Annotated in this window: 20 protein-coding genes; 6 read left to right on the top strand and 14 right to left on the bottom strand. The window is 71.4% G+C overall.

What is annotated here, in order from left to right; translation table 11 throughout:
* Positions 1-7: 7 nt before the first annotated feature.
* The 3 genes from AB0I53_RS05075 to AB0I53_RS05085 all read left to right on the top strand — a co-directional run bounded on the left by AB0I53_RS05075 (position 8) and on the right by AB0I53_RS05085 (position 1,944).
* The gene (locus AB0I53_RS05075) at positions 8-1,180 is read left to right on the top strand and encodes an AI-2E family transporter (protein ID WP_358596641.1); all 1,173 of its coding nucleotides are present in this window, start codon (positions 8-10) and stop codon (positions 1,178-1,180) included.
* A gap of 72 nt (positions 1,181-1,252) precedes the next feature.
* Positions 1,253-1,663, top strand: coding sequence for a phage holin family protein (locus AB0I53_RS05080; RefSeq protein WP_358596644.1), 411 nt, complete (start codon positions 1,253-1,255; stop codon positions 1,661-1,663).
* On the top strand, positions 1,660-1,944 hold the full coding sequence (locus tag AB0I53_RS05085; protein ID WP_358596647.1) for a hypothetical protein: 285 nt from the start codon (positions 1,660-1,662) through the stop codon (positions 1,942-1,944). The genes AB0I53_RS05080 and AB0I53_RS05085 overlap by 4 nt, the downstream gene beginning before the upstream one ends.
* Positions 1,945-1,951: 7 nt before the next feature.
* On the opposite strand, the gene AB0I53_RS05090 is transcribed toward AB0I53_RS05085, so the two are convergent.
* Positions 1,952-2,137 (bottom strand): hypothetical protein, encoded by a 186-nt coding sequence (locus AB0I53_RS05090; protein ID WP_358499564.1) that lies wholly within the window; start codon positions 2,135-2,137, stop codon positions 1,952-1,954.
* 168 nt (positions 2,138-2,305) lie between these two features.
* Here AB0I53_RS05090 and dgoD point away from each other — a divergent pair, with 168 nt between their 5' ends.
* Together dgoD and AB0I53_RS05100 are read left to right on the top strand one after the other, a co-directional pair.
* Positions 2,306-3,451 carry a galactonate dehydratase gene (gene dgoD / locus AB0I53_RS05095; protein ID WP_358596649.1) on the top strand — a complete coding sequence of 382 codons (1,146 nt, stop codon included), beginning with the start codon at positions 2,306-2,308 and terminating at the stop codon, positions 3,449-3,451.
* A 279-nt stretch (positions 3,452-3,730) separates the two neighbouring features.
* Positions 3,731-3,961: a hypothetical protein gene (locus AB0I53_RS05100; RefSeq protein WP_358596652.1), complete on the top strand. Its 231-nt coding sequence runs from the start codon at positions 3,731-3,733 to the stop codon at positions 3,959-3,961.
* Positions 3,962-4,073: 112 nt separating this feature from the next.
* On the opposite strand, the gene AB0I53_RS05105 is transcribed toward AB0I53_RS05100, so the two are convergent.
* The 6 genes from AB0I53_RS05105 to AB0I53_RS05130 all read right to left on the bottom strand — a co-directional run bounded on the left by AB0I53_RS05105 (position 4,074) and on the right by AB0I53_RS05130 (position 10,506).
* Positions 4,074-5,132, bottom strand: a complete 1,059-nt coding sequence (locus AB0I53_RS05105; RefSeq protein WP_358596655.1) for an LLM class flavin-dependent oxidoreductase — start codon at positions 5,130-5,132, stop codon at positions 4,074-4,076.
* A complete protein-coding gene (locus AB0I53_RS05110; RefSeq protein ID WP_358596658.1) occupies positions 5,132-5,650 on the bottom strand; it encodes an SRPBCC family protein in 519 nt (172 codons plus the stop codon). Before AB0I53_RS05110 ends, AB0I53_RS05105 begins: the two co-directional genes overlap by 1 nt.
* Before the next feature lie 106 nt (positions 5,651-5,756).
* The gene (locus AB0I53_RS05115; RefSeq protein ID WP_358596661.1) at positions 5,757-6,254 is read right to left on the bottom strand and encodes a helix-turn-helix domain-containing protein; all 498 of its coding nucleotides are present in this window, start codon (positions 6,252-6,254) and stop codon (positions 5,757-5,759) included.
* A gap of 87 nt (positions 6,255-6,341) precedes the next feature.
* The gene (locus AB0I53_RS05120) at positions 6,342-7,754 is read right to left on the bottom strand and encodes a cytochrome P450 (RefSeq protein ID WP_358596664.1); all 1,413 of its coding nucleotides are present in this window, start codon (positions 7,752-7,754) and stop codon (positions 6,342-6,344) included.
* 430 nt (positions 7,755-8,184) lie between these two features.
* On the bottom strand, positions 8,185-9,804 hold the full coding sequence (locus tag AB0I53_RS05125) for an amidohydrolase (RefSeq protein ID WP_358596667.1): 1,620 nt from the start codon (positions 9,802-9,804) through the stop codon (positions 8,185-8,187).
* Positions 9,805-9,951: 147 nt separating this feature from the next.
* Positions 9,952-10,506: an FxsA family protein gene (locus AB0I53_RS05130; protein WP_358596670.1), complete on the bottom strand. Its 555-nt coding sequence runs from the start codon at positions 10,504-10,506 to the stop codon at positions 9,952-9,954.
* Positions 10,507-10,627: 121 nt separating this feature from the next.
* Here AB0I53_RS05130 and AB0I53_RS05135 point away from each other — a divergent pair, with 121 nt between their 5' ends.
* The gene (locus AB0I53_RS05135) at positions 10,628-11,707 is read left to right on the top strand and encodes a GDSL-type esterase/lipase family protein (RefSeq protein ID WP_358596673.1); all 1,080 of its coding nucleotides are present in this window, start codon (positions 10,628-10,630) and stop codon (positions 11,705-11,707) included.
* Between the two features lie 259 nt (positions 11,708-11,966).
* On the opposite strand, the gene AB0I53_RS05140 is transcribed toward AB0I53_RS05135, so the two are convergent.
* The 7 genes from AB0I53_RS05140 to AB0I53_RS05170 form a co-directional block, all read right to left on the bottom strand.
* Positions 11,967-12,437 (bottom strand): Lrp/AsnC family transcriptional regulator, encoded by a 471-nt coding sequence (locus AB0I53_RS05140; protein WP_358596676.1) that lies wholly within the window; start codon positions 12,435-12,437, stop codon positions 11,967-11,969.
* Positions 12,434-13,576, bottom strand: coding sequence for a Xaa-Pro peptidase family protein (locus AB0I53_RS05145; protein ID WP_358596679.1), 1,143 nt, complete (start codon positions 13,574-13,576; stop codon positions 12,434-12,436). The genes AB0I53_RS05140 and AB0I53_RS05145 overlap by 4 nt, the downstream gene beginning before the upstream one ends.
* Positions 13,577-13,814: 238 nt before the next feature.
* A complete protein-coding gene (locus tag AB0I53_RS05150; RefSeq protein WP_358596682.1) occupies positions 13,815-14,087 on the bottom strand; it encodes an HPr family phosphocarrier protein in 273 nt (90 codons plus the stop codon).
* A gap of 46 nt (positions 14,088-14,133) precedes the next feature.
* Positions 14,134-15,591, bottom strand: coding sequence for a fructose-specific PTS transporter subunit EIIC (locus tag AB0I53_RS05155; protein ID WP_358596685.1), 1,458 nt, complete (start codon positions 15,589-15,591; stop codon positions 14,134-14,136).
* Positions 15,588-16,040: a fructose PTS transporter subunit IIA gene (locus tag AB0I53_RS05160; protein ID WP_358596688.1), complete on the bottom strand. Its 453-nt coding sequence runs from the start codon at positions 16,038-16,040 to the stop codon at positions 15,588-15,590. The genes AB0I53_RS05155 and AB0I53_RS05160 overlap by 4 nt, the downstream gene beginning before the upstream one ends.
* Positions 16,037-16,981, bottom strand: a complete 945-nt coding sequence (pfkB, locus tag AB0I53_RS05165) for a 1-phosphofructokinase (RefSeq protein WP_358596691.1) — start codon at positions 16,979-16,981, stop codon at positions 16,037-16,039. Before pfkB ends, AB0I53_RS05160 begins: the two co-directional genes overlap by 4 nt.
* The gene (locus AB0I53_RS05170; protein WP_358596694.1) at positions 16,978-17,739 is read right to left on the bottom strand and encodes a DeoR/GlpR family DNA-binding transcription regulator; all 762 of its coding nucleotides are present in this window, start codon (positions 17,737-17,739) and stop codon (positions 16,978-16,980) included. Before AB0I53_RS05170 ends, pfkB begins: the two co-directional genes overlap by 4 nt.
* Positions 17,740-17,746: the final 7 nt, after the last annotated feature.

A 17,746-nucleotide genomic window follows, 5' to 3' on the forward strand; every position in this document is an offset into this window, starting at 1 on the left:
TCTATAGGTGGAGATCAACCGCGGCCGCGCGGCACGTTTGTTGATCAGCACCGCGGGCCAACCACGGGAGGTGGACGGTTCGGGGCGGGGCGGTGTCGCAGGGTCGGTTCCGCGCGGCCTGCGCATCGCCGCCGCCGTGGGGTGGCGGCTGCTGGTGCTCGTCGCCGTTGCCTGGGTGCTGTGGCAGGTTTTCAGCCTGCTCTACGGCGAAGTCATGTCGGTGGCGGTGGCGGCGCTGCTGGCCGCGTTGATGTCGCCGGCGGTGCGCTGGCTGGTCCGCAGAGGCCTCAACCGCACGCTCGCGACCACCGTGGTGCTCATCGGCGGGCTCGCCGCGCTCGGCGCCGTGCTGGCCGTGGTGATCAACACGCTGGTCGCGGGGCTGGCCGGGCTGAGCGAGCAGCTGGTGGCGAGCTTCGAGCAGATCCACACCTGGCTGATCCGCGGGCCGCTGAGCCTGAGCCAGCAGGAGCTCAACCAGGTCTTCCAACAGCTTTCGGAGGCCCTGCGGATCGACCGCGGCGGCCTGCCGACGACCGCGCTGGCGACCACCGGCACCCTGCTGCGGTTCCTCGCCGGCGTGCTGCTCGGCCTGTTCACCTTGTTCTTCTTCCTCCGCGACGGCGACTCGATCTGGCGGTTCCTGGTGCGCGTCACGATGCCGCGCACGATCCGGTTCCGGGTGCGGACCGCGGGCCGGGACGGGTTCACCACGCTCGGGGCCTACGTCCGCGCGACCGCGACGGTGGCGTTCATCGATGCCGCCATGATCGGCATCGGCGCCACCGCGCTCGGCGTGCCGCTGCCGTTCGTGCTCGCCGTGCTGATCTTCCTCGGCGCCTTCGTGCCCTACATCGGCGCGGTCGTCACCGGCGGCCTGGCGGTGCTGGTCGCGCTGGCCGCCAACGGCGCGATCACCGCGCTGATCCTGCTCGCCGTGGTCATCTGCGTGATGCAGCTGGAGGGGCACGTGCTGCAGCCGCTGCTGCTCGGGCACGCCGTGCGGCTGCACCCGCTGGCCGTCGTGCTCAGCGTGACCGCCGGTTTCACCCTCGCCGGCGTCGGCGGCGCGGTCCTGGCGGTGCCGCTGGTCGCCACGGCGAACACCGTCATCCGCACTCTGCACGAACAGGCTCGCCCCGTCCCGGAACACGGCGGAAACGGCCACCACCAGCCGTGACGCAGGAATGACCACCACGCGGAACGGGTACTGCCGGAACACGCCCGAAGTTGTGTGGAGGGACGCCGAACGATGCATACCGAACCCGTGCACGCGCCGGACCTGTCGCAACGATCCACCGCGCAACTCATCCGCGACCTCGGCGACCAGCTCGCGCGCCTCGTCCGCACCGAGGTGCGGCTGGCGCAGATCGAGCTGCGCAGCAAGGGCAAGCAGGCAGGCGTGGGAGCGGCGCTGATCAGCGTCGGAGGCGTGCTGGGGCTGCTCGGCGGCGCCACGCTCGTCGCGACCGTGGTGCTCGCGCTGGACATCGTGCTCCCGGCATGGCTCGCCGCCCTCGTCGTGGCGGTCGCGCTGCTGGCGGTCGCGGGTGTCGCGGCGCTGCTGGGCCGATCGCGGCTGAAGCGCTCGGCCGCGCTGCCGGAGTCCCTGGAGTCGATCAAGCAGGACTACCGCGATCTCGGCAAGGCGCTCAAGCGATGACCGGACGTCACCGAGGAGAGCAGGAACGCGCCGGGCTCCGGGCCGAGCACGACCTGACCCTCCACGAACTGAGCAACACGCTCGACGAACTCATGCACCGCGCGCACTTCCGAGCCCGGTCGAAGCGGGCCCTCCGCGATGCCGTTGCGCGCACGGGTAGCCGCGCGGCCCGAATCACTCGCCGAGCCACGACGCCCGCGCTCGTGCTAGCGATCGCATTCGCCATAGGCGGCGTGATCGCCTACGCGATGACCAGGATGCTCCGCAGGCCGGGGCGTTAGTGCCGGGTCAGATCCGGACGACGTCGGCGGTGACGATGCCGGTCGAGCCGAGCTGCCGCCGCGGCCGCCGGGTTCCCCACGGGCCGCGCACCGCGATCCGGTCGCTCGGGACCGGGCAGGCACGTCGGCCCTCGACCGGCCGGTGAAGCACGACGTCGTTGCCGGACGTGGCGTGACTGGGCACAATCCTCACCCCGAGAATGGTGGTTGCGGCTCAAGAACGCAGCGGTCGGACAGGCGCTGCCTTAACCATTGTGCAACACGAGGTCGTTGTGGTAGCGCTCGGCCCGCACACCCGACGCCATCAGGTGTTTTGGACACGGAGAGCTACCGCGCGCAGCGGTTGCCGGAAGGCGGTTCGATGAAGATCGTTTCGTTGGAGACCTTTTCCGTCGCGCCCCGCTGGCTGTTCCTGGCCGTGCGCACCGACGAGGGCATCACCGGCTGGGGCGAGCCGGTCGTGGAGGGCCGCTCCGCGACGGTCGCCACCGCCGTCGAGGAGCTCTCCGACTACCTCCTCGGCCAGGATCCGTTCCGCATCGAGGACCACTGGCAGGTCATGACCAGGGGCGGCTTCTACCGGGGCGGGCCCATCCTCTCCAGCGCGGTGGCCGGCATCGACCAGGCGCTCTGGGACATCAAGGGCAAGGCGCTCGGCGTGCCCGTCCACGAGCTGCTCGGCGGCGCGGTGCGCGACCGCGTCCGCACCTACTCGTGGATCGCCGGCGACGAGCCGGACCGGGTCGCCGACCACGCGCGGGAACGCATGCAGGAGGGCTTCGACGCGGTCAAGATGAACGGCACCGGCAAGGTGCGCGCGCTGGAGTCCAAGGCCGAGCTCGACCTCCTGGTGGGGCGCGTCGCCGCGGTGCGCGAGGCGATCGGCGACCGCGCCGACATCGCCATCGACTTCCACGGCCGGGTCTCCCCCGCGCTCGCCCGCGAGGCCTGCCGCCTGCTGGAACCGCTGCACCCGCTGTTCGTGGAAGAACCGATCGTGCCGGAACTGACCGCCGACTTCGGGCGGATCTGCGCGTCCACCACCGTGCCGATCGCCACCGGGGAACGGCTGTACTCGCGGTGGGACTTCCGCGACGTGCTCGGTTCCGGCATCGCGGTCGCGCAGCCGGATCCGTCGCACGCGGGCGGGATCTCCGAGGTCCGCCGGATCGCGGCGATGGCGGAGGCGCACGGCGTATCCCTGGCCCCGCACTGCCCGCTGGGGCCGATCGCGTTCGCGGCGTCGCTGCAGATCGACTTCGCCTGCCCGAACGCGCTGATCCAGGAGACGAGCCTCGGCATCCACTACAACACCGGCTCGGATCTGCTGGACTACCTCGTCGACGCGAGCGTCTTCGACTTCGGCGACAGCCACGTCGACCGGCTCACCGGCCCGGGCCTGGGCATCGAGGTCGACGAGGCGGCGGTGCGCCGAGCCGCGGAGATCGGCCAGCGCTGGCGAAACCCGTTGTGGCGCAACGCCGACGGCTCCCTGGCGGAGTGGTGATCGACCGGCTTCGACAGTTTTCACCTGCCACGACGAGCGAAAGCCGAATCATCCTCAGTGGACTGGACAACTCACGCGGAGTGGGGTGCGATGCCCCGACCGCGACCTCTTCAGCGTCTGGGGGACACCGCACGCAGCCCGAACGGGGCACGATCGACCACAGCCCGAAGCACGGCGGCCGGGGGTGACACACATTGGGGGCGCAGGCCCTGCTGGATGCCGGCAGGCAAGGCAAGTTCCCAGTCGCACCACCCCTTTTCGAGCAGTAGGAGATGAGAAATGCACACGACTGCCAAGCTCGTCCTCGCCGCCGCCGCGGCCACCGGCCTCATGCTGGGCGCCCAGGGCCTCGCCAGCGCCGACGAATCCCCCTTCTGGCAGCCCCAGCAGGAGCAACAGCAGCAGCAGCCGCAGCAGGAGCAGCAGCCGCAGGAGCAGCAGCAGCCGCAACAGGAGTCCAGCCCCTCGAGCTGGGCCCTCTGGGGCGCCTGGACCAACTTGGGTCAGTGACCTCGGCGTGATCACGACCTGATCGCACCGGAAAACCTTCGAGGGGCGCCGCGCACCGGCGCCCCTCGAAGGCTGTCGCGGGAAGAACGCGCTTGCATGGCCGAAACCGTTGTCAGGCGGCCGATTCCACCTCGCGGACCAGGTCGATCGCGCGGCCCAGCGTGGCCAGTCGTTCGTCGAGGGTTTCGCCCGCCGGGTAGAGCCGGACGGTGTCCACGCCGGCGTCCTGCCAGACGCGCAGCCGGTCGCGGACCATCTCCTCGGTGCCGATCAGCGTCGTGCCGAGCACCATCTCGTCGGTGACCAGCGCCGCCGCGCCGTCGCGGTCACCGGCCTGCCACCGCTCCCGGACCTGCGCCGCCACCTCGGCCCAGCCCTGGCGGCTGTAGGCGTTGTTGTAGAAGTTCGTGCTGGCCGAGCCCATCCCGCCCAGGGAGAAGGCCAGCTTCTTCTTGCGGTCGACCAGCATCCCGCGCAGTTCGTCCGCGTCGGCGGCGAAGGCGACCTCCGCGCCCTGGCAGACGTCGAGATCGGCCCGGGTCCGCCCGGCCTCGGCCAAGCCCGCGTCCAGGTGCGCGAAGTAGGCATCGGCCGCGCCTTCTGGCACGAAGCTGGTGCCCAGCCAGCCGTCGGCGATCCTGCCGGTCAGCCGGAGCATCCCGGGCGACAGCGTCGCCAGGTAGATCGGGATGTCGTGCTCCGCCCGCGCCGACAGGCGCATCGGCAACGCATCGCCGCCGGGCAGCGGGATCTGGAACCTGCTGCCGGAGTAGGAGATCTTCTCGCCGGAAAGCGCCGCCCGGATGATCTCCACGGTCTCGCGCATCCTGGCCATCGGCTTCGCGAACGGCACTCCGTGCAGGCCCTCGATCACCTGCGGACCCGACGGCCCCAGGCCCAGCAGGAACCGGCCCTCCGACAGCTGCGACAGGGTGATCGCCGCCTGCGCGACGGCCACCGGCGTCCGGGTGCCTAGCTGGATGATCCCGGAACCGAGCAGCAGGTGTTCGGTGCGCGCCGCCAGGTAGCCCAGCGTCGACGGCGCGTCGGAACCCCACGCCTCGGCGACCCAGACGATGTCCAGGCCGAGCTTCTCCGCCTCCACCGCGAACTCGACCGGCTCCGACCAGTTGGCGCCGCCGGATGCCTCGATCGACGTGGCCGTGCGCATCAGGCGTTCACCTCGCCCTCGGCGAGTTCCTTGATCGCGGCGAGGTTCGCGGCGATGGCGGCCTCGAATTCCCGCAGCCGCACGAACACGATCTTCTGCTCCTTCTCCGGCATCCGGTCGATCGCCATCGACAGCCCGGAGCGGCCGGGGCCCAGCCGCACCCACTGCCGCAGCACCGCGCCGCCGTCGGCGGGCTCGACGGTGAACCGCCAGGTCGCGCTCGGGGTGTCCGGATCCGTCACGGCCCAGGCGAAGACCCGCGCCGGCTCGAACTCGACGATGTGGGAGGTCGTCGACCACTCCCCGAGCGCATCGTGCGCGTTGTGGCCGACGAACCTGGCGCCCAGCGCCGGGCCGGTGGCCCCGTCCGCCCACTCCACCGACTGCAACTCCGAGCTCAGCCGCGGCATCAGCTCGATGTCGGACACCAGCTCCCACACCCGGCCCGGCGGGGCGTCGATGCGGGTCCGCACCTCCACCGTCGGTCCGTCCGCATATCTCGCGCCCGTCCACTCCACCGGCCGACCTCCTCGTCGCTTCGCCCCATGCAGGGCGTTGACCACGAGAGTTGCTTAACAAGACTCGCATGTCAAGAATCATCGGCGCGCAACCCGGCGACTCGGTTCAGCGCGCGAACCGGCGCTGGACGTCCGGCCGTTCGGCGAGTTTGGGCGGATATCCCGGCCCCAGGCGCTTGCTCGTCTCCGCGGACTTCAACTGCTCGCCGCACACCGAGCACACCACCTCGGCGTGGCAGTCGTGGCCGCAACGGTCGTGGTGCATGGTCACCGGCGGGCCTTCCTCGCCCGCGAGCCACTTGTCGCCCCACCGCGACATCGCGGCGAGGACGCCGAAGAAATCGCGCCCCTTCTCGGTCAGCACGTAGTCGTAGCGCGCCGGGAAGCTGTCGTACTGCCGCTTCTCCAGCAGCCCTTCGTCCACCAGCCGCCGCAACCGCTCCGAAAGCGTGTTCCGGGCGATGCCCAGTTCCTGCTGGAACTCCTCGAACCGCTTGATCCCGTAGAACGCCTCGCGCAGCACCAGCGGAGTCCACCAGTCACCCAGCAGATCCATCGTCCGCGCGATCGAGCACGGCCACCGTGCGAAGGAGGTGCGCCTCATGCCGGCGAGACTACAAGTCCCACGACGCAACCCACCTGCTGAGCACACCGGAGCGCACGCGGGGCCCGGCAACCCGGGCGCCGCGGATCACGAGATGCGTTCCAGGCGGATCGGCAGGCCGTCGGTCGGCATCGGGCCGGTCCCGTAGCGCATCCGCGGCTCGTAGCCGGCCGGGACGCTCCACCGGTACCGCAGCAGCAGCTGGTGCATGATCGCTTTGAGCTCCATGCCGCCGAAATGCATCCCGATGCACTTGTGCACACCGCCGCCGAACGGCGCCCACGCGTAGCGGTGCACCTTGTCCTCCCGGCGGTGCTCGGCGAAGCGCTCGGGATCGAACTCGTCCGGGTCGGGCCACCACTGCGGCATCCGCTGCGTCGCGTACAGCTGGGCGACCACCCTGGTGCCGGCCGGGATGTAGTGGCCGAGTATCTCGGTGTCTTCGACCGCCTGCCGGAACAACCCACCCACCGGCGCGTTGAGCCGCATGGCCTCCTTCAGCACCATGTCCAGGAGCGGAAGCCCGTCCGGATCCGGCCGGTCGATGGCCGGTTTTCCAAGCGCCCGGGCCTCGGCGCGGAGCCGGTCCTGCCACTCGGGATGCTTGCCGAGGTAGTAGGCCGTCATCGCGAGCGTGATCGTGCTGGTGTCGTGCGCCGCCATCAGCACGAAGATCATGTGGTTGACGATGTCGTCGTCGGAATACCGCTCGCCGTCCTCGGTCTCGGCCCGGCACAGCACGCTGAACAGGTCGCTGCCCGTTCCGGCGCGCTTAGCCGGAATGCGATCCCGGAAGTAATCCTCCAGCATTCGCCGCCCGCGCAGCCCTCGCGCCCAGGTGCCGCCCGGCACGTCGGCGCGCACGATCGCCTGACCGCCGTGCACGGCCGCCACGAACGCCTTGCCGATCCGGTCCGCGTCGGTGCCGGGGCGTTCGCCGACGAAGACCTCGGTGGCCTGGTCGAGGGTGAGCCGCTTCGCCGCGGTGTACATCGGGAACCGGTCGCCCGGCCGCCACCGCGCCAAGCCGCGCTCGATGGCCGGCGTCATCGCGTCGAGGTACCCGGCGAGGCGTTCGCGGGTGAACGCCTGCTGCATGATCCGGCGGTGGTGCAGATGCTCCTCGAAGTCCATGAGCATGACGCCGCGGCGGAAGAACGGGCCGATCAGGTAGTCGTAGAAACCCTCGTTGCCGAACGCCTTCTCGCGATTGGCCGCCACGACCTCGACCGCGTCCGGCCCCATCACGGTGACGACTTCGGTGCCGAGCATCCCGCCCCACGACACCGGACCGAACTCCGCGTAGCGCCGGCGCGAGGCCTCCAGCAGATCGGTCAGCACGCTGATGGTGTGCCCGATGACGGGCAGCCCGTAGTCGCCGAGCACCGGCTTCAGCCCTGAGCCGGGCGGCGGCGCGGCCAGCGGGCGAACCGCGGAGGCGGCGCGCTCGGTGCGGGAAATAGCGGACTGCAGCTGCCTTTTGAGCGCGTGAGCGATCACCGGCGCACCTCCCGACGGCGCGAAGCACCTCCACTCCACGGAAGCACGACGTCGCCGGAAAACTCATCCGCCACGAGCCCGAACCCGCTACGCCGAACGGACCCGGCCGCAGGTGGAAGCAGCCGCGTGTACTTTTAGTCGCTATAGAGCCTGTTTTGGATGTTGTTGGGTGGGGTTGCAGTAGGGCGGCTTGTGCGTTCGGGGTGGTGGAGCGAACGGCCTGCTCGCCTCGTCTATCGGGACGAACGGCCCATTCGCTCCACACCAACGGTGCCCACCAACGTCGGGTGGGATGAAGCGAACGGACCGTTTACCTCGTCTATCGAGGCGAACAGGCCGTTCGCTCCACACCAGCCAGCGGGGATGCACGACTGCACGGAACGAGTTCTCAAACAGGCTCCATAGCAGCAAAAAGCACGCACGGGTCGCGTCAGACGAGTTCGTCGTCCTCGGCGGCTCGGGTGAAGATGGTTTCGCCGCGCAGGACCGTGCGCAGGCAGCGCGGCAACGGGGCTTTCGAGGAAAGATCGGGCAGGCCCGGCACTCCCGCTCGCGGATCGGTGGACCACCGCTGCACGCGCGAATCCGGCGCCGCCACAACGAGTTCTCCGGCATCCCACACCGCGTAGGTCGCGGGCGCGCCGGGCACCAATGTGCCCGTGACGCCGTCGTCGACGCCGGCGGCCCGCCAGCCGCCCCTGGTGTGCGCCGTGAACGCCGCCCGCGGCGAGATGCCGAAACCGGCGGTGCGGTGGTGCACCGCGGCCTGCACCGCGCGCCACGGATCGACCGGCGTCACCGGCGCGTCCGAGCCGAAAGCCAGCAGCACGCCGCTGGCGGCGAGCTTCGAGAACGGGTTGAGCCGGGTGCCGCGCTCGACGCCGAGGCGGCGCGCGTACATGTCACCGGAGCCGCCCCAGGCGGCGTCGAAGCACGGCTGGACGGACGCCACCACGCCGAATCTGCCCAGCTCGGCGGCCTGCTGCTCGTCGACCATCTCCAGGTGTTCCAGACGGTGGCGCAGGCTCGCCAGCGTGGGCCCGCCCACGATCTCCGCCGCCTTGCGGAAGCCGTCGCAGACCTCGGCCACCCCGGCGTCGCCGATCACGTGGAATCCGGCCTGAATCCCGGCCTTCGTGCACTCCACCAGGTGCTCGGCCACCGCGTGCGCGTCGAGGTAGAGCACGCCCGCCGTCGTCCGGTCGTCCACGTAGGGCTCGCGCAGCGCCGCGGTGCGCGAACCGACCGCACCGTCGACGAACAGGTCACCGGCCAGGCCGCGGACGCCGAGCTCGCGGGCCCGCTCCACCGCGCCCAGCTCGCCCCAGTAACCGACGACCTCGGGCACCCCGCCCTGCGCGGAAAGCGCCAGCAGGTCGGCCAGGTCATCGGCTCCGGAGATGTCCGGCCCACCACATTCGTGCACGCACGCCACGCCCTGCGAAGCGGCGTGCCGCAGGAAGGCCAGCTGCGCTTCTTTGCGCTGCTCGGCGCCGAGAGCTTCCCGCGCGGCACGGCGCACGTGGTGATGCGCGACGCGCGTCAGCGGGCCGCGCTCGCTCCAGCCTTCGGCGTCGCGGGTCAGCGGCGCCTGGTCCACCAGTGCCGTGGAAACCAGAGCGGAGTGCACGTCGATCCGGGACAGGTACACCGGCGCGCCCGCCGCGGCGCGGTCGATCTCGTCGCGCGTCGGCGGCCGCCGCTCCGGCCACCACGTCTCGTCCCAGCCGTGGCCCCACACCAGCGTGCCCGGGTACTCGGCGACGTGATCCCGCAGGGCGTGCAGGAATTCCGTCAGCGACGCGCAACCGGTCAGGTCGAGGCCGTTGAGCAGCAGGCCGGTGGAGGTCGCGTGCACGTGCGCGTCGACGAAGGCAGGCGCCACGAACGCGCCTTCGAGGTCGATGACCTCGGCGTCGGGATGCAGCGCACGGCCGACCTCGTCGGCGCCGACCCACGCGATGGTGCCATCGGTCACGGCCATCGCGGTGGCACCGGCGTCGGCGGGCGAGTAGATCCGCCCGCCGAGCAACAACGTGGTCTCGGACATGTCTTTCGTGCTTCCCCGTTCCGGGTTTCCAACTGCGCAGGTCGAGATCGGCGAAGCGGGTCGTCGCACGCCCCCGGCGAACCCGGCCGCGATCGTTCTGGCGAGCTTACCCGTCGCCCGGGACCCGCCGACGGCACGCCGACCCGATCACCTGCGCGGGCTCTCGTCCGACCGGTCTGCCTGCGCAGACCGTTGCGGCGGCAGCAACTCCGGGCCGGCGGAGGCAGGCTCGTCGTCCTCCGTGACCGAAACCACCTCGCCGTCGATGACGTCGTCGCCGGGCGCGGTCGCGCCCTGTCGGCGGTAGGCCTGCTGGGTGTGCAGCCACATCTGGTCCTGCATCGCCTTCGACCGCCGCTCCGCCGCGCGCAGCATCCGGTTGCGCAGCAGGGCGCGGGTCGGCGGGAACAGGCACAGCAGCCCGGCGATGTCGCTGACGAAACCGGGCATGATGATCAGGATTCCGGCGGCGGCGATGAGCACGCCGTCGGTGAGCTCCTTCTCCGGAGGCCGGCGCTGGCGCGCGGCCTCGCGGAACTCCTGCAGGGTCCGGCGGCCCTGCCAGCGCACCAGCCAGGTCCCCAGCACGGCGGCGGCGATCAGCAGGCCGATGGTGGGCAGCACCCCGATGGCCTGACCGATGGCGACCAGCACGGCGATTTCGACCACACCGGCAACTAGGAGAAGAACGAGGATCGGCACGGTGCGAAGACCTCCTGTCGGTGGCAGTCACCCGGTTCAACGAACGAGGCCCCGCAAATGCTCCCAAAGCCCGCAGAGGTGATGAACGCCCCCAGCCGCGGGCCCCATAGACTTCCACCCGATGCGGGCGCACAAGTCGAAACCACTAATCCTCCTGCTGGTCACCACCGTGCTGGCGCTCGCGGTGTTGATCAGCGACCAGTACCTGCCGGGATTGCCGCTGCAGCCGAAGCAGCTCCCGGCCGCGGTGGTGACCCTCGGCGACAGCACGCTGTCCGGCGAGGGCGGCGGCCGGTACGAGGCCGGGACCAACGGCGAGCGGGACAACTGGTGCCACCGGTCGGCGGCCGCGCCGATCAACCAGCTCCGGCTCCCGCCCGAGGTGACCCGCATCAACCTGGCCTGCTCCGGCGCGCGGACCGACCTGGTCGGCGCGAACCCGGATCCCGGCCACGCCGAGGGCTCCCAGGCCCAGCGGCTCGCGGAGCTGGCGCAGCAGTACCGGATCACCGACGTCGTGGTGCAGATCGGCGCCAACGACGACCCGGGCTTCACCGAGGTCGTCAACCAGTGCGTGGAAGCCTGGGTGCGGCAGACGCCGGAAGGTTGCGCGGCGCCGCTGCGTAACGCGTGGCCGCAGCGGGTGGAGCGGATGAAGCCGAAGGTTCTGGGCGCGCTGAACGACATCCGGGCGGCGATGGACAGCGCGGGCTACACGCCGAGCAGCTACTCGCTGATCGTGCAGTCCTACGCCTCGCCGGTGGGCCCCGGCGTCAAGCCCGAGCTGCAAGACCTGTCCGGCTGCCCGTTCCTGACCGGTGACCTGGAGTGGATCCGGGACACCGGGGTGCCGCAGCTGTCCGCCGGGCTGCAGGACGTCGCGCAGCAGGCGAACGCCCGGTTCCTGGACCTGTCCCGGGCGGGCATCGGGCACGAGGCGTGCACCGGGAACCCGAGGACCGCCGACGGCGAGTGGTTCACCAGGCTGACGGTCGACTGGGCGAGCCTCAAGGACGAGCAGCGCGCGGCGCACGCGATGCAGGAGTCCTTCCACGCCAACGCCGCCGGGCACGCACAGCTCGGCCGCTGCCTCGGCGAGTTCATGGCCGCGGAAGACCCGAAGTCGCTGTGCTTACCGGACGAGCTCGGCAACCTCCACGCGGTCTCGGAGCACGCCGCGGCCGCACAAGCCCATCCTTGATCACCGCAAGTAGAGCCGGTGAGCACTTCGGGCGTTATAGAGCGTTTTTGAGAAGTCGGCTTGGTTTTTGTCTTTGAAGCGGCGCAGCCGCTTAGCCCACCCTCGCAACTCGCACCGCCGCGGGTTCTCAGAGGCCTTCTCGCGAGGACAGCCCCGATGCCGCGTATTGGTCATACACAAATCGGGGATCCCACAGCCGAGAAGGCCTCTGAGGTTCCGCTACCCGCACCGCTACGCAGAACGAGCCTGGAATTCCGTATTAAATCGCCGGAGGGCGGTGTTCGAACGGGGTCGACAGGACCACCGTCGTCCGGGTGGAAACCTTCGCCGCTTCCCGGATCTGCCTGAGCAGTTCTTCCAGGCCCAGCGGCGAAGTCACCCGCACCTGCAGGATGTAGGACTCGTCGCCCGCCACCGAATAGCACGATTCGATCTGCGGCAGGTGTTCCAGGCGCTGCGGGTAGTCGTCGGGCGCGGCCGGGTCGATCGGCGTCAGCGAGATGAACGCGGTCAGCGGCAACCCGATCTGGTCACCGTCCACTTTGGCCGTGTAGCCCTGCAGGGCGCCGCGCTGCTCCAGCCGGCGAACCCGTTGGTGCACCGCGGAAACGCTCAACCCGACGCGCTCGGCCAGGTCGGTGAAGCTGCACCGGCCGTCCCGCGCCAGCTCGCGCAGGATGGCGCGGTCGGTGGCCTCCAGCCCGCCCGGGGTTGCGGATCTGTCGCTCACGCCGGCAGCACCACCAACTCGTGCGGCTGGTTGTTCACGCTCTCCACGCCGTCCTCGGTGACGATGACGATGTCCTCGATCCGCGCGCCCCAGCGTCCCGGCAGGTAGATGCCCGGCTCGACGCTGAAGGCGATGCCCGGCTCCAGCGGCACGGCGTTGCCGCCGACGATGTAGGGCTCCTCGTGCACGTCCAGGCCGATGCCGTGCCCGGTGCGGTGCACGAAGTACTCGCCGAACCCGGCGGCGGCGATCGGCTCGCGGGCCGCGGCGTCGATCGACTCGGCGGTCGCGCCCGGCCGCACCGCCTCGACGGCGGCGCGCTGCGCGGCCTCCAGCACGGCGTAGGTTTCGCGGACGTCCGACTGGGCGGGCTCGCCCACGGCGTAGGTGCGAGTGCAGTCGGAGTTGTAGCCCTCGGCGATCGGGCCGCCGATGTCGATGACGACCACGTCGCCGCGCTCGATCACCCGGTCCGACACGTCGTGGTGCGGGCTGGCTCCGTTCGGCCCCGAGCCGACGATGACGAACGCCACCTCGGTGTGGCCCTCTTCGAGGATCGCGGCCGAGAGGTCGGCGCCGACCTCGGCCTCGGTCCGGCCCGCCTTGAGGAACTCCGCCATCCGGGCGTGCACCCGGTCAATGGCGGCACCGGCCTTGCGCAGCGCCTCGATCTCGGCGGCGTCCTTGCGCATCCGCAGCTCGCGCAGCACGGCCCCGGCCAGCACCTGCTCGGTGCCGGGCAGGGCGGCGCGCAGCGGGATCGTGTGCAGCGCGGGCATCACGTCGGCGACGGCCAGCCGGGACGGCGCGCCGCCGCGGCCGGCCAGGTCGGCCACCATCGCGTGCGGGTCCTGGCCGTCGACCCAGGTCACGACGTCGATTCCGAGCTCTGCCAGCGGGATGTCGGCGAAGCCGGGCTCCTCCAGCTTCGGCACGACCAGCGCGGGTCGGCCGTCGGCCGGCAGCACCAGGCAGGTCAGCCGCTCGTGCGACTCCCCGCCCGCGCCGAGGAGGTAGCGCAGATCGGAACCGGGCGAGATCAGCAGCGCGTCGAGTTTCGCCGCGGCAGCGGTTTCGGCGGCCTTGGTGAGGCGGGCCGCGAGCACGGATGGATCCTGCTTGATCGAGACGGTGGCCATAGCTCCCAAGCCTAATCCCGGGCAGGCGACCCGACGCCTGGCCGGTCCAGTTCACGCCACTCCGGGACCGCCCGGAACGGCTCGGCGCGCGAACGGGGCCGTGAGTCTTTTGGGCTGCTATAGCGACCCAAAAGACTCACGGCGGGGGCGCGGCCTGGGGGTGGTTTTTTTTCGGTTGGAACTCCCACACCAAAACCAACACCGGCCCCGTGAGCGGCGGAAACCGTGCGCCGACGGCTCAGGCCGGAGCCTTGTCCAGGTCCTGTTCGAGCAGGGCGACGAACTCGTCCAGGGCGGCCTCGTCGCCGGTCAGCTCGACCTCCTCGCCGTGCTGGGCGCCCAGCGACATCAGGCCGAGCATGCTGCCGGCGTCGACCGGGTCACCGGCCACTCCGTCGACGACCTTGGCGATCGTGACGGGCGTGTCCTGCGCTGCCGCCGCCTTGGCGAGCAGCGCGGCGGGGCGGGCGTGCAGGCCGACCGAGGCGGCGATGCGGACTCGACGTTGCATTGCTGTTCCTCTCGGATCTGGGGTTGGGGAAAGCCTGTTGGCAGGCTCAGGCCGGGACGGCGGCGGCTTCGGGAGCCGGTTCCTCGACGGCCCGGCGACCGAGCTGCTTGGCGAACAGCACCGCCGCCGCCGCGACCACGACGCCGATGACGATCGCGGCCAGGTACAGGAACGGATTGCCCACCAGCGGTGTCACGAAGATCCCGCCGTGCGGCGCGCGCAGCGTGGCGCCGAAGGTCATCGACAGCGCGCCCGTGGTCGCCGAACCGACCACGATGGACGGGATCACCCGCAGCGGGTCGCCCGCCGCGAACGGGATCGCCCCCTCGGTGATGAACGACGCGCCGAGCAGCCAGGCGGCGCGGCCGCTGGCCCGCTCGGCCGGGCTGAACAGCTTGCCGCGCACCGCCGAGGCCAGGGCCAGCGCCAGCGGCGGGACCATTCCCGCGGCCATCACGGCGGCCATGATCTCCAGCGACGCCGTCGTGCCGATGCTCAGGCCGCCGACGGCGAAGGTGTAGGCGACCTTGTTGATCGGCCCGCCCATGTCGAAGGCGATCATCGCGCCGAGCAGGGCGCCCAGCAGCGCCGCGTTGGCGCCGGACAGGCCGGTCAGCCAGCCGGTGAGCGCCGCCATCGCCAGCGCGATCGGCTTGCCGAGCACCACGAACATCAGCCCGCCGACCACCAGCGAACCCAGCAGCGGCAGCACCACCACCGGCATGATCCCGGCGATCCCGCGCGGCACCCTCACCTGCTTCAGCCCGGCGATCACCGCACCGGCCAGCAGGCCGGCGACGAGGCCGCCGAGGAAGCCCGCGCCGACGGTCACGGCCACCGCGCCGCCAACGAAGCCGGGCGCGATCGCGGGCCGGTCGGCGATGGCGAAGGCGATGAACCCGGCCAGCACCGGCACCAGGAACTCGAACGCCGTCGAGCCGATCTGGTTCGCCAGCGCAGCCCAGCTGAGCAGGCTCGCCGGGTCGAACACCTCGGTGACCGGCGGCGCGTCGGTGATCTGGTAGCCGCCGAGCGCGAAGCTCAGCGCGATCAGCAGACCGCCGGCGGCCACGAACGGGATCATGTAGCTCACGCCGGTCATCAGCCACTGCCGCAGCCGGGTGCCGAACCCGGCGCCCGCGGCGACCTTGCTGGCCAGTTCCGGCTCCGCGGCGGGTTCCGGCGCGGCGGCCGGTTCTTGCTGCACGGCGTTGGCGGCCTGGGTCAGCAGGCCCGCCGCGTCGTTGATGGCCTGCTTCACGGGGGCCTCGACGACCGGCTTTCCCGCGAAGCGCTCCCGGTCGCGAACTCCCACGTCGGCGGCGAAGATCACCGCGTCGGCTGCGGCGATGTCCGCCGCGGACAGCGGCGTCGAGCCCGCCGAGCCCTGCGTCTCGACCAGCATCTCGTCCCCGGCGGCCTTCGCGGCCTGCTCCAGGGCTTCGGCCGCCATGTAGGTGTGCGCGATGCCGGTCGGACAGGCGGTGACGGCTACGTACTTCACGGCGTGACCTCCTCACGCACGTACTTGGCGAGCTCCGCCGCGTCGGTGGCGTCCAGCAACGTCTGCTTGAACTCGGCGCGCACCAGGCGCCGGGCCAGCGCGGCGAGCACGGTCATGTGGTCGGCGCCGCCGCCTTCCGGCGCGGCGATGAGGAAGATGAGCTTCGCCGGGCCGTCTTCAGCGCCGAAGTCGACGCCGGCGCTGCTGCGGCCGAAGGCCAGCGACGGCGCGGTCACCGCCGCCGAGCGGCAGTGCGGGATGCCGATGCCGCCTTCCAGCCCGGTCGGCATCTGCTGTTCGCGGGCTTCGATGTCGGCCAGGAACCGGTCGATGTCCGTGACCCGGCCGGCGGCCACCAGCCGCTCGGCGAGGTCGCGCACCACGGCCCGCCGGTCGGTGCCGGCCAGGTTCAGTTCGACGAGGTCCGAGGTGATCAGTTCGGTTGTCATGCCGCCACTCCGCTGAGGCTCACTGATTTGTCCACTGCATCCATCCGCACCCGCAGCGGGTGGATGTCGTCCGGGCCGGGCATCCGGCTGCCCGCCAGCCCGACCGCCGCCGTCCCGTAGGCGACGGCGGTGCGCAGCGCGGCCGGCCCGATGCCGCCCGCCCGCAGGAATCCGGCGAGCATCGCGTCGCCCGCGCCGACGGTGCTGCGCACCTCGGTCGCGATGCTCGTGGCGTGCCAGGCGCCGGTCTCCGCGATCAGCACCGCACCCAGCTGCCCGAGGCTCACCAGGACGGTCGCCACGCCGCCGGCCCGCAGCCGGTGCGCGACGTCCAACACGTCGCCGAGATCGCGCAGCGGGCCACCGGCCAGCTCAGCGAGTTCGGCGAGATTGGGTTTGACCAGGTCAGGCGCGGCCTGACAGGCCAGTTCGAGGGGGCGTCCCGAGGTGTCCACGGCGACTCGCGCCCCGGCTCGGCGCGCGGCGGCGGCGATCCGGGCGTGCAGGTCGTCCGGGCAACCGGCGGGCAGGCTGCCGCAGGTCACCACCCAGTCCGCCCGGCCGGCCTGCTCGGCGGCGGCGCGCTCCAGCGCCGCGACCTCGGCCGAGGTGAGTTCCGGGCCGGGCTCGTTGAACTTGCTCGTGGTGCCGTCGGCTTCCACCACCGCGATGTTGCTGCGGGTCGGGGCCACCACCGGCACCTCCACCACCGGCACTTCCTCCGGCGCGAGCAGCTCGGCCAGCTGCGCGCCCGCTGCGCCGCCGGAGGGCAGCACGGCGAGCGTCGGCACCGCCGCCGCGGCCAGCGCGCGGGCCACGTTCACGCCCTTGCCGCCCGGGTCCAGGCGCGTCCGGATGGTGCGGTGCACCGCACCTGGCACCAGCCGGTCCACCTGGACGGTGCGGTCCAGGCTCGGGTTCGGCGTCACGGTCACGATCACGCCAGCACCACTTCCGCTTCGATCTCCTTCAGCTCATCGAGCGCCGCCTCGTCGAGGCCCTCGTCGGTCACCACGACGTCGATCTCGGACAGCTCGGCGAACCGGCTGAACTGGTCGTCGCCGTACTTGCTGTGGTCGGCGAGCAGCACCCGCTTGCGGCAGGCGCCCACCATCGCCGCCTTCACCGCGGATTCCGCCGGATCCGGGGTGGTGCAGCCGCGCGCGGCCGAGAAGCCGTTGGTGCCGAAGAAGCCCACGTCGATGGTGAGGCCGCGCAGCACGTCGAGCGCCCAGGACTCCACCGTCGCCAGCGTGGTGCCGCGGATCCGGCCGCCGAGCAGGTGCAGGTTGTAGTTGTTGCGGGTGGCGAGCTGGTTGGCCACCGGCAGCGAATTCGTGACGACGGTCAGTTCGCGGTCGGCGGGCAGCAGGCCGGCCAGCCGCGCGGTCGTGGTGCCCGCGTCGAACAGCACGGTGCCGCGGCTGGGCACCCGCTCCAGCGCGGCCCGCGCGATGCGTTCCTTCTCCCCCGCGTTGGTCTGGTCGCGCAGCGAGACGCCGGGTTCGAAGTCGAGCCGCTCGACCGGGATCGCGCCGCCGTAGACGCGCCGCACCAGGCCTTGGCGTTCGAGCGCGGCGAGGTCACGGCGGATGGTCTCGGGTGCGACCTCGAACTCGGCCGCCGCGGCCGTGACGTCGATGCGCCCGTCGCGTCGTGCCCGCTGCGCCAGCAGCTGCTGGCGCTCCGCCCCGTACATGCCCGTT

Origin of the sequence: Saccharopolyspora sp. NPDC050389, assembly GCF_040655595.1 — a bacterium.
Lineage (GTDB): Bacteria > Actinomycetota > Actinomycetes > Mycobacteriales > Pseudonocardiaceae > Saccharopolyspora.

What these genes read in the sequence shown, in the direction of transcription:
- AB0I53_RS05135 (WP_358596673.1), top strand. Translation starts at nt 10,628, where the DNA reads ATGCGGGCGCACAAGTCGAAACCACTAATCCTCCTGCTGGTCACCACC.
- AB0I53_RS05170 (WP_358596694.1), bottom strand. Translation starts at nt 17,739, where the DNA reads ATGTACGGGGCGGAGCGCCAGCAGCTGCTGGCGCAGCGGGCACGACGC.
- AB0I53_RS05080 (WP_358596644.1), top strand. Translation starts at nt 1,253, where the DNA reads ATGCATACCGAACCCGTGCACGCGCCGGACCTGTCGCAACGATCCACC.
- AB0I53_RS05150 (WP_358596682.1), bottom strand. Translation starts at nt 14,087, where the DNA reads ATGCAACGTCGAGTCCGCATCGCCGCCTCGGTCGGCCTGCACGCCCGC.
- AB0I53_RS05100 (WP_358596652.1), top strand. Translation starts at nt 3,731, where the DNA reads ATGCACACGACTGCCAAGCTCGTCCTCGCCGCCGCCGCGGCCACCGGC.
- AB0I53_RS05085 (WP_358596647.1), top strand. Translation starts at nt 1,660, where the DNA reads ATGACCGGACGTCACCGAGGAGAGCAGGAACGCGCCGGGCTCCGGGCC.
- AB0I53_RS05105 (WP_358596655.1), bottom strand. Translation starts at nt 5,132, where the DNA reads ATGCGCACGGCCACGTCGATCGAGGCATCCGGCGGCGCCAACTGGTCG.
- AB0I53_RS05160 (WP_358596688.1), bottom strand. Translation starts at nt 16,040, where the DNA reads ATGACAACCGAACTGATCACCTCGGACCTCGTCGAACTGAACCTGGCC.
- dgoD (WP_358596649.1), top strand. Translation starts at nt 2,306, where the DNA reads ATGAAGATCGTTTCGTTGGAGACCTTTTCCGTCGCGCCCCGCTGGCTG.
- AB0I53_RS05115 (WP_358596661.1), bottom strand. Translation starts at nt 6,254, where the DNA reads ATGAGGCGCACCTCCTTCGCACGGTGGCCGTGCTCGATCGCGCGGACG.
- AB0I53_RS05145 (WP_358596679.1), bottom strand. Translation starts at nt 13,576, where the DNA reads ATGGCCACCGTCTCGATCAAGCAGGATCCATCCGTGCTCGCGGCCCGC.
- AB0I53_RS05125 (WP_358596667.1), bottom strand. Translation starts at nt 9,804, where the DNA reads ATGTCCGAGACCACGTTGTTGCTCGGCGGGCGGATCTACTCGCCCGCC.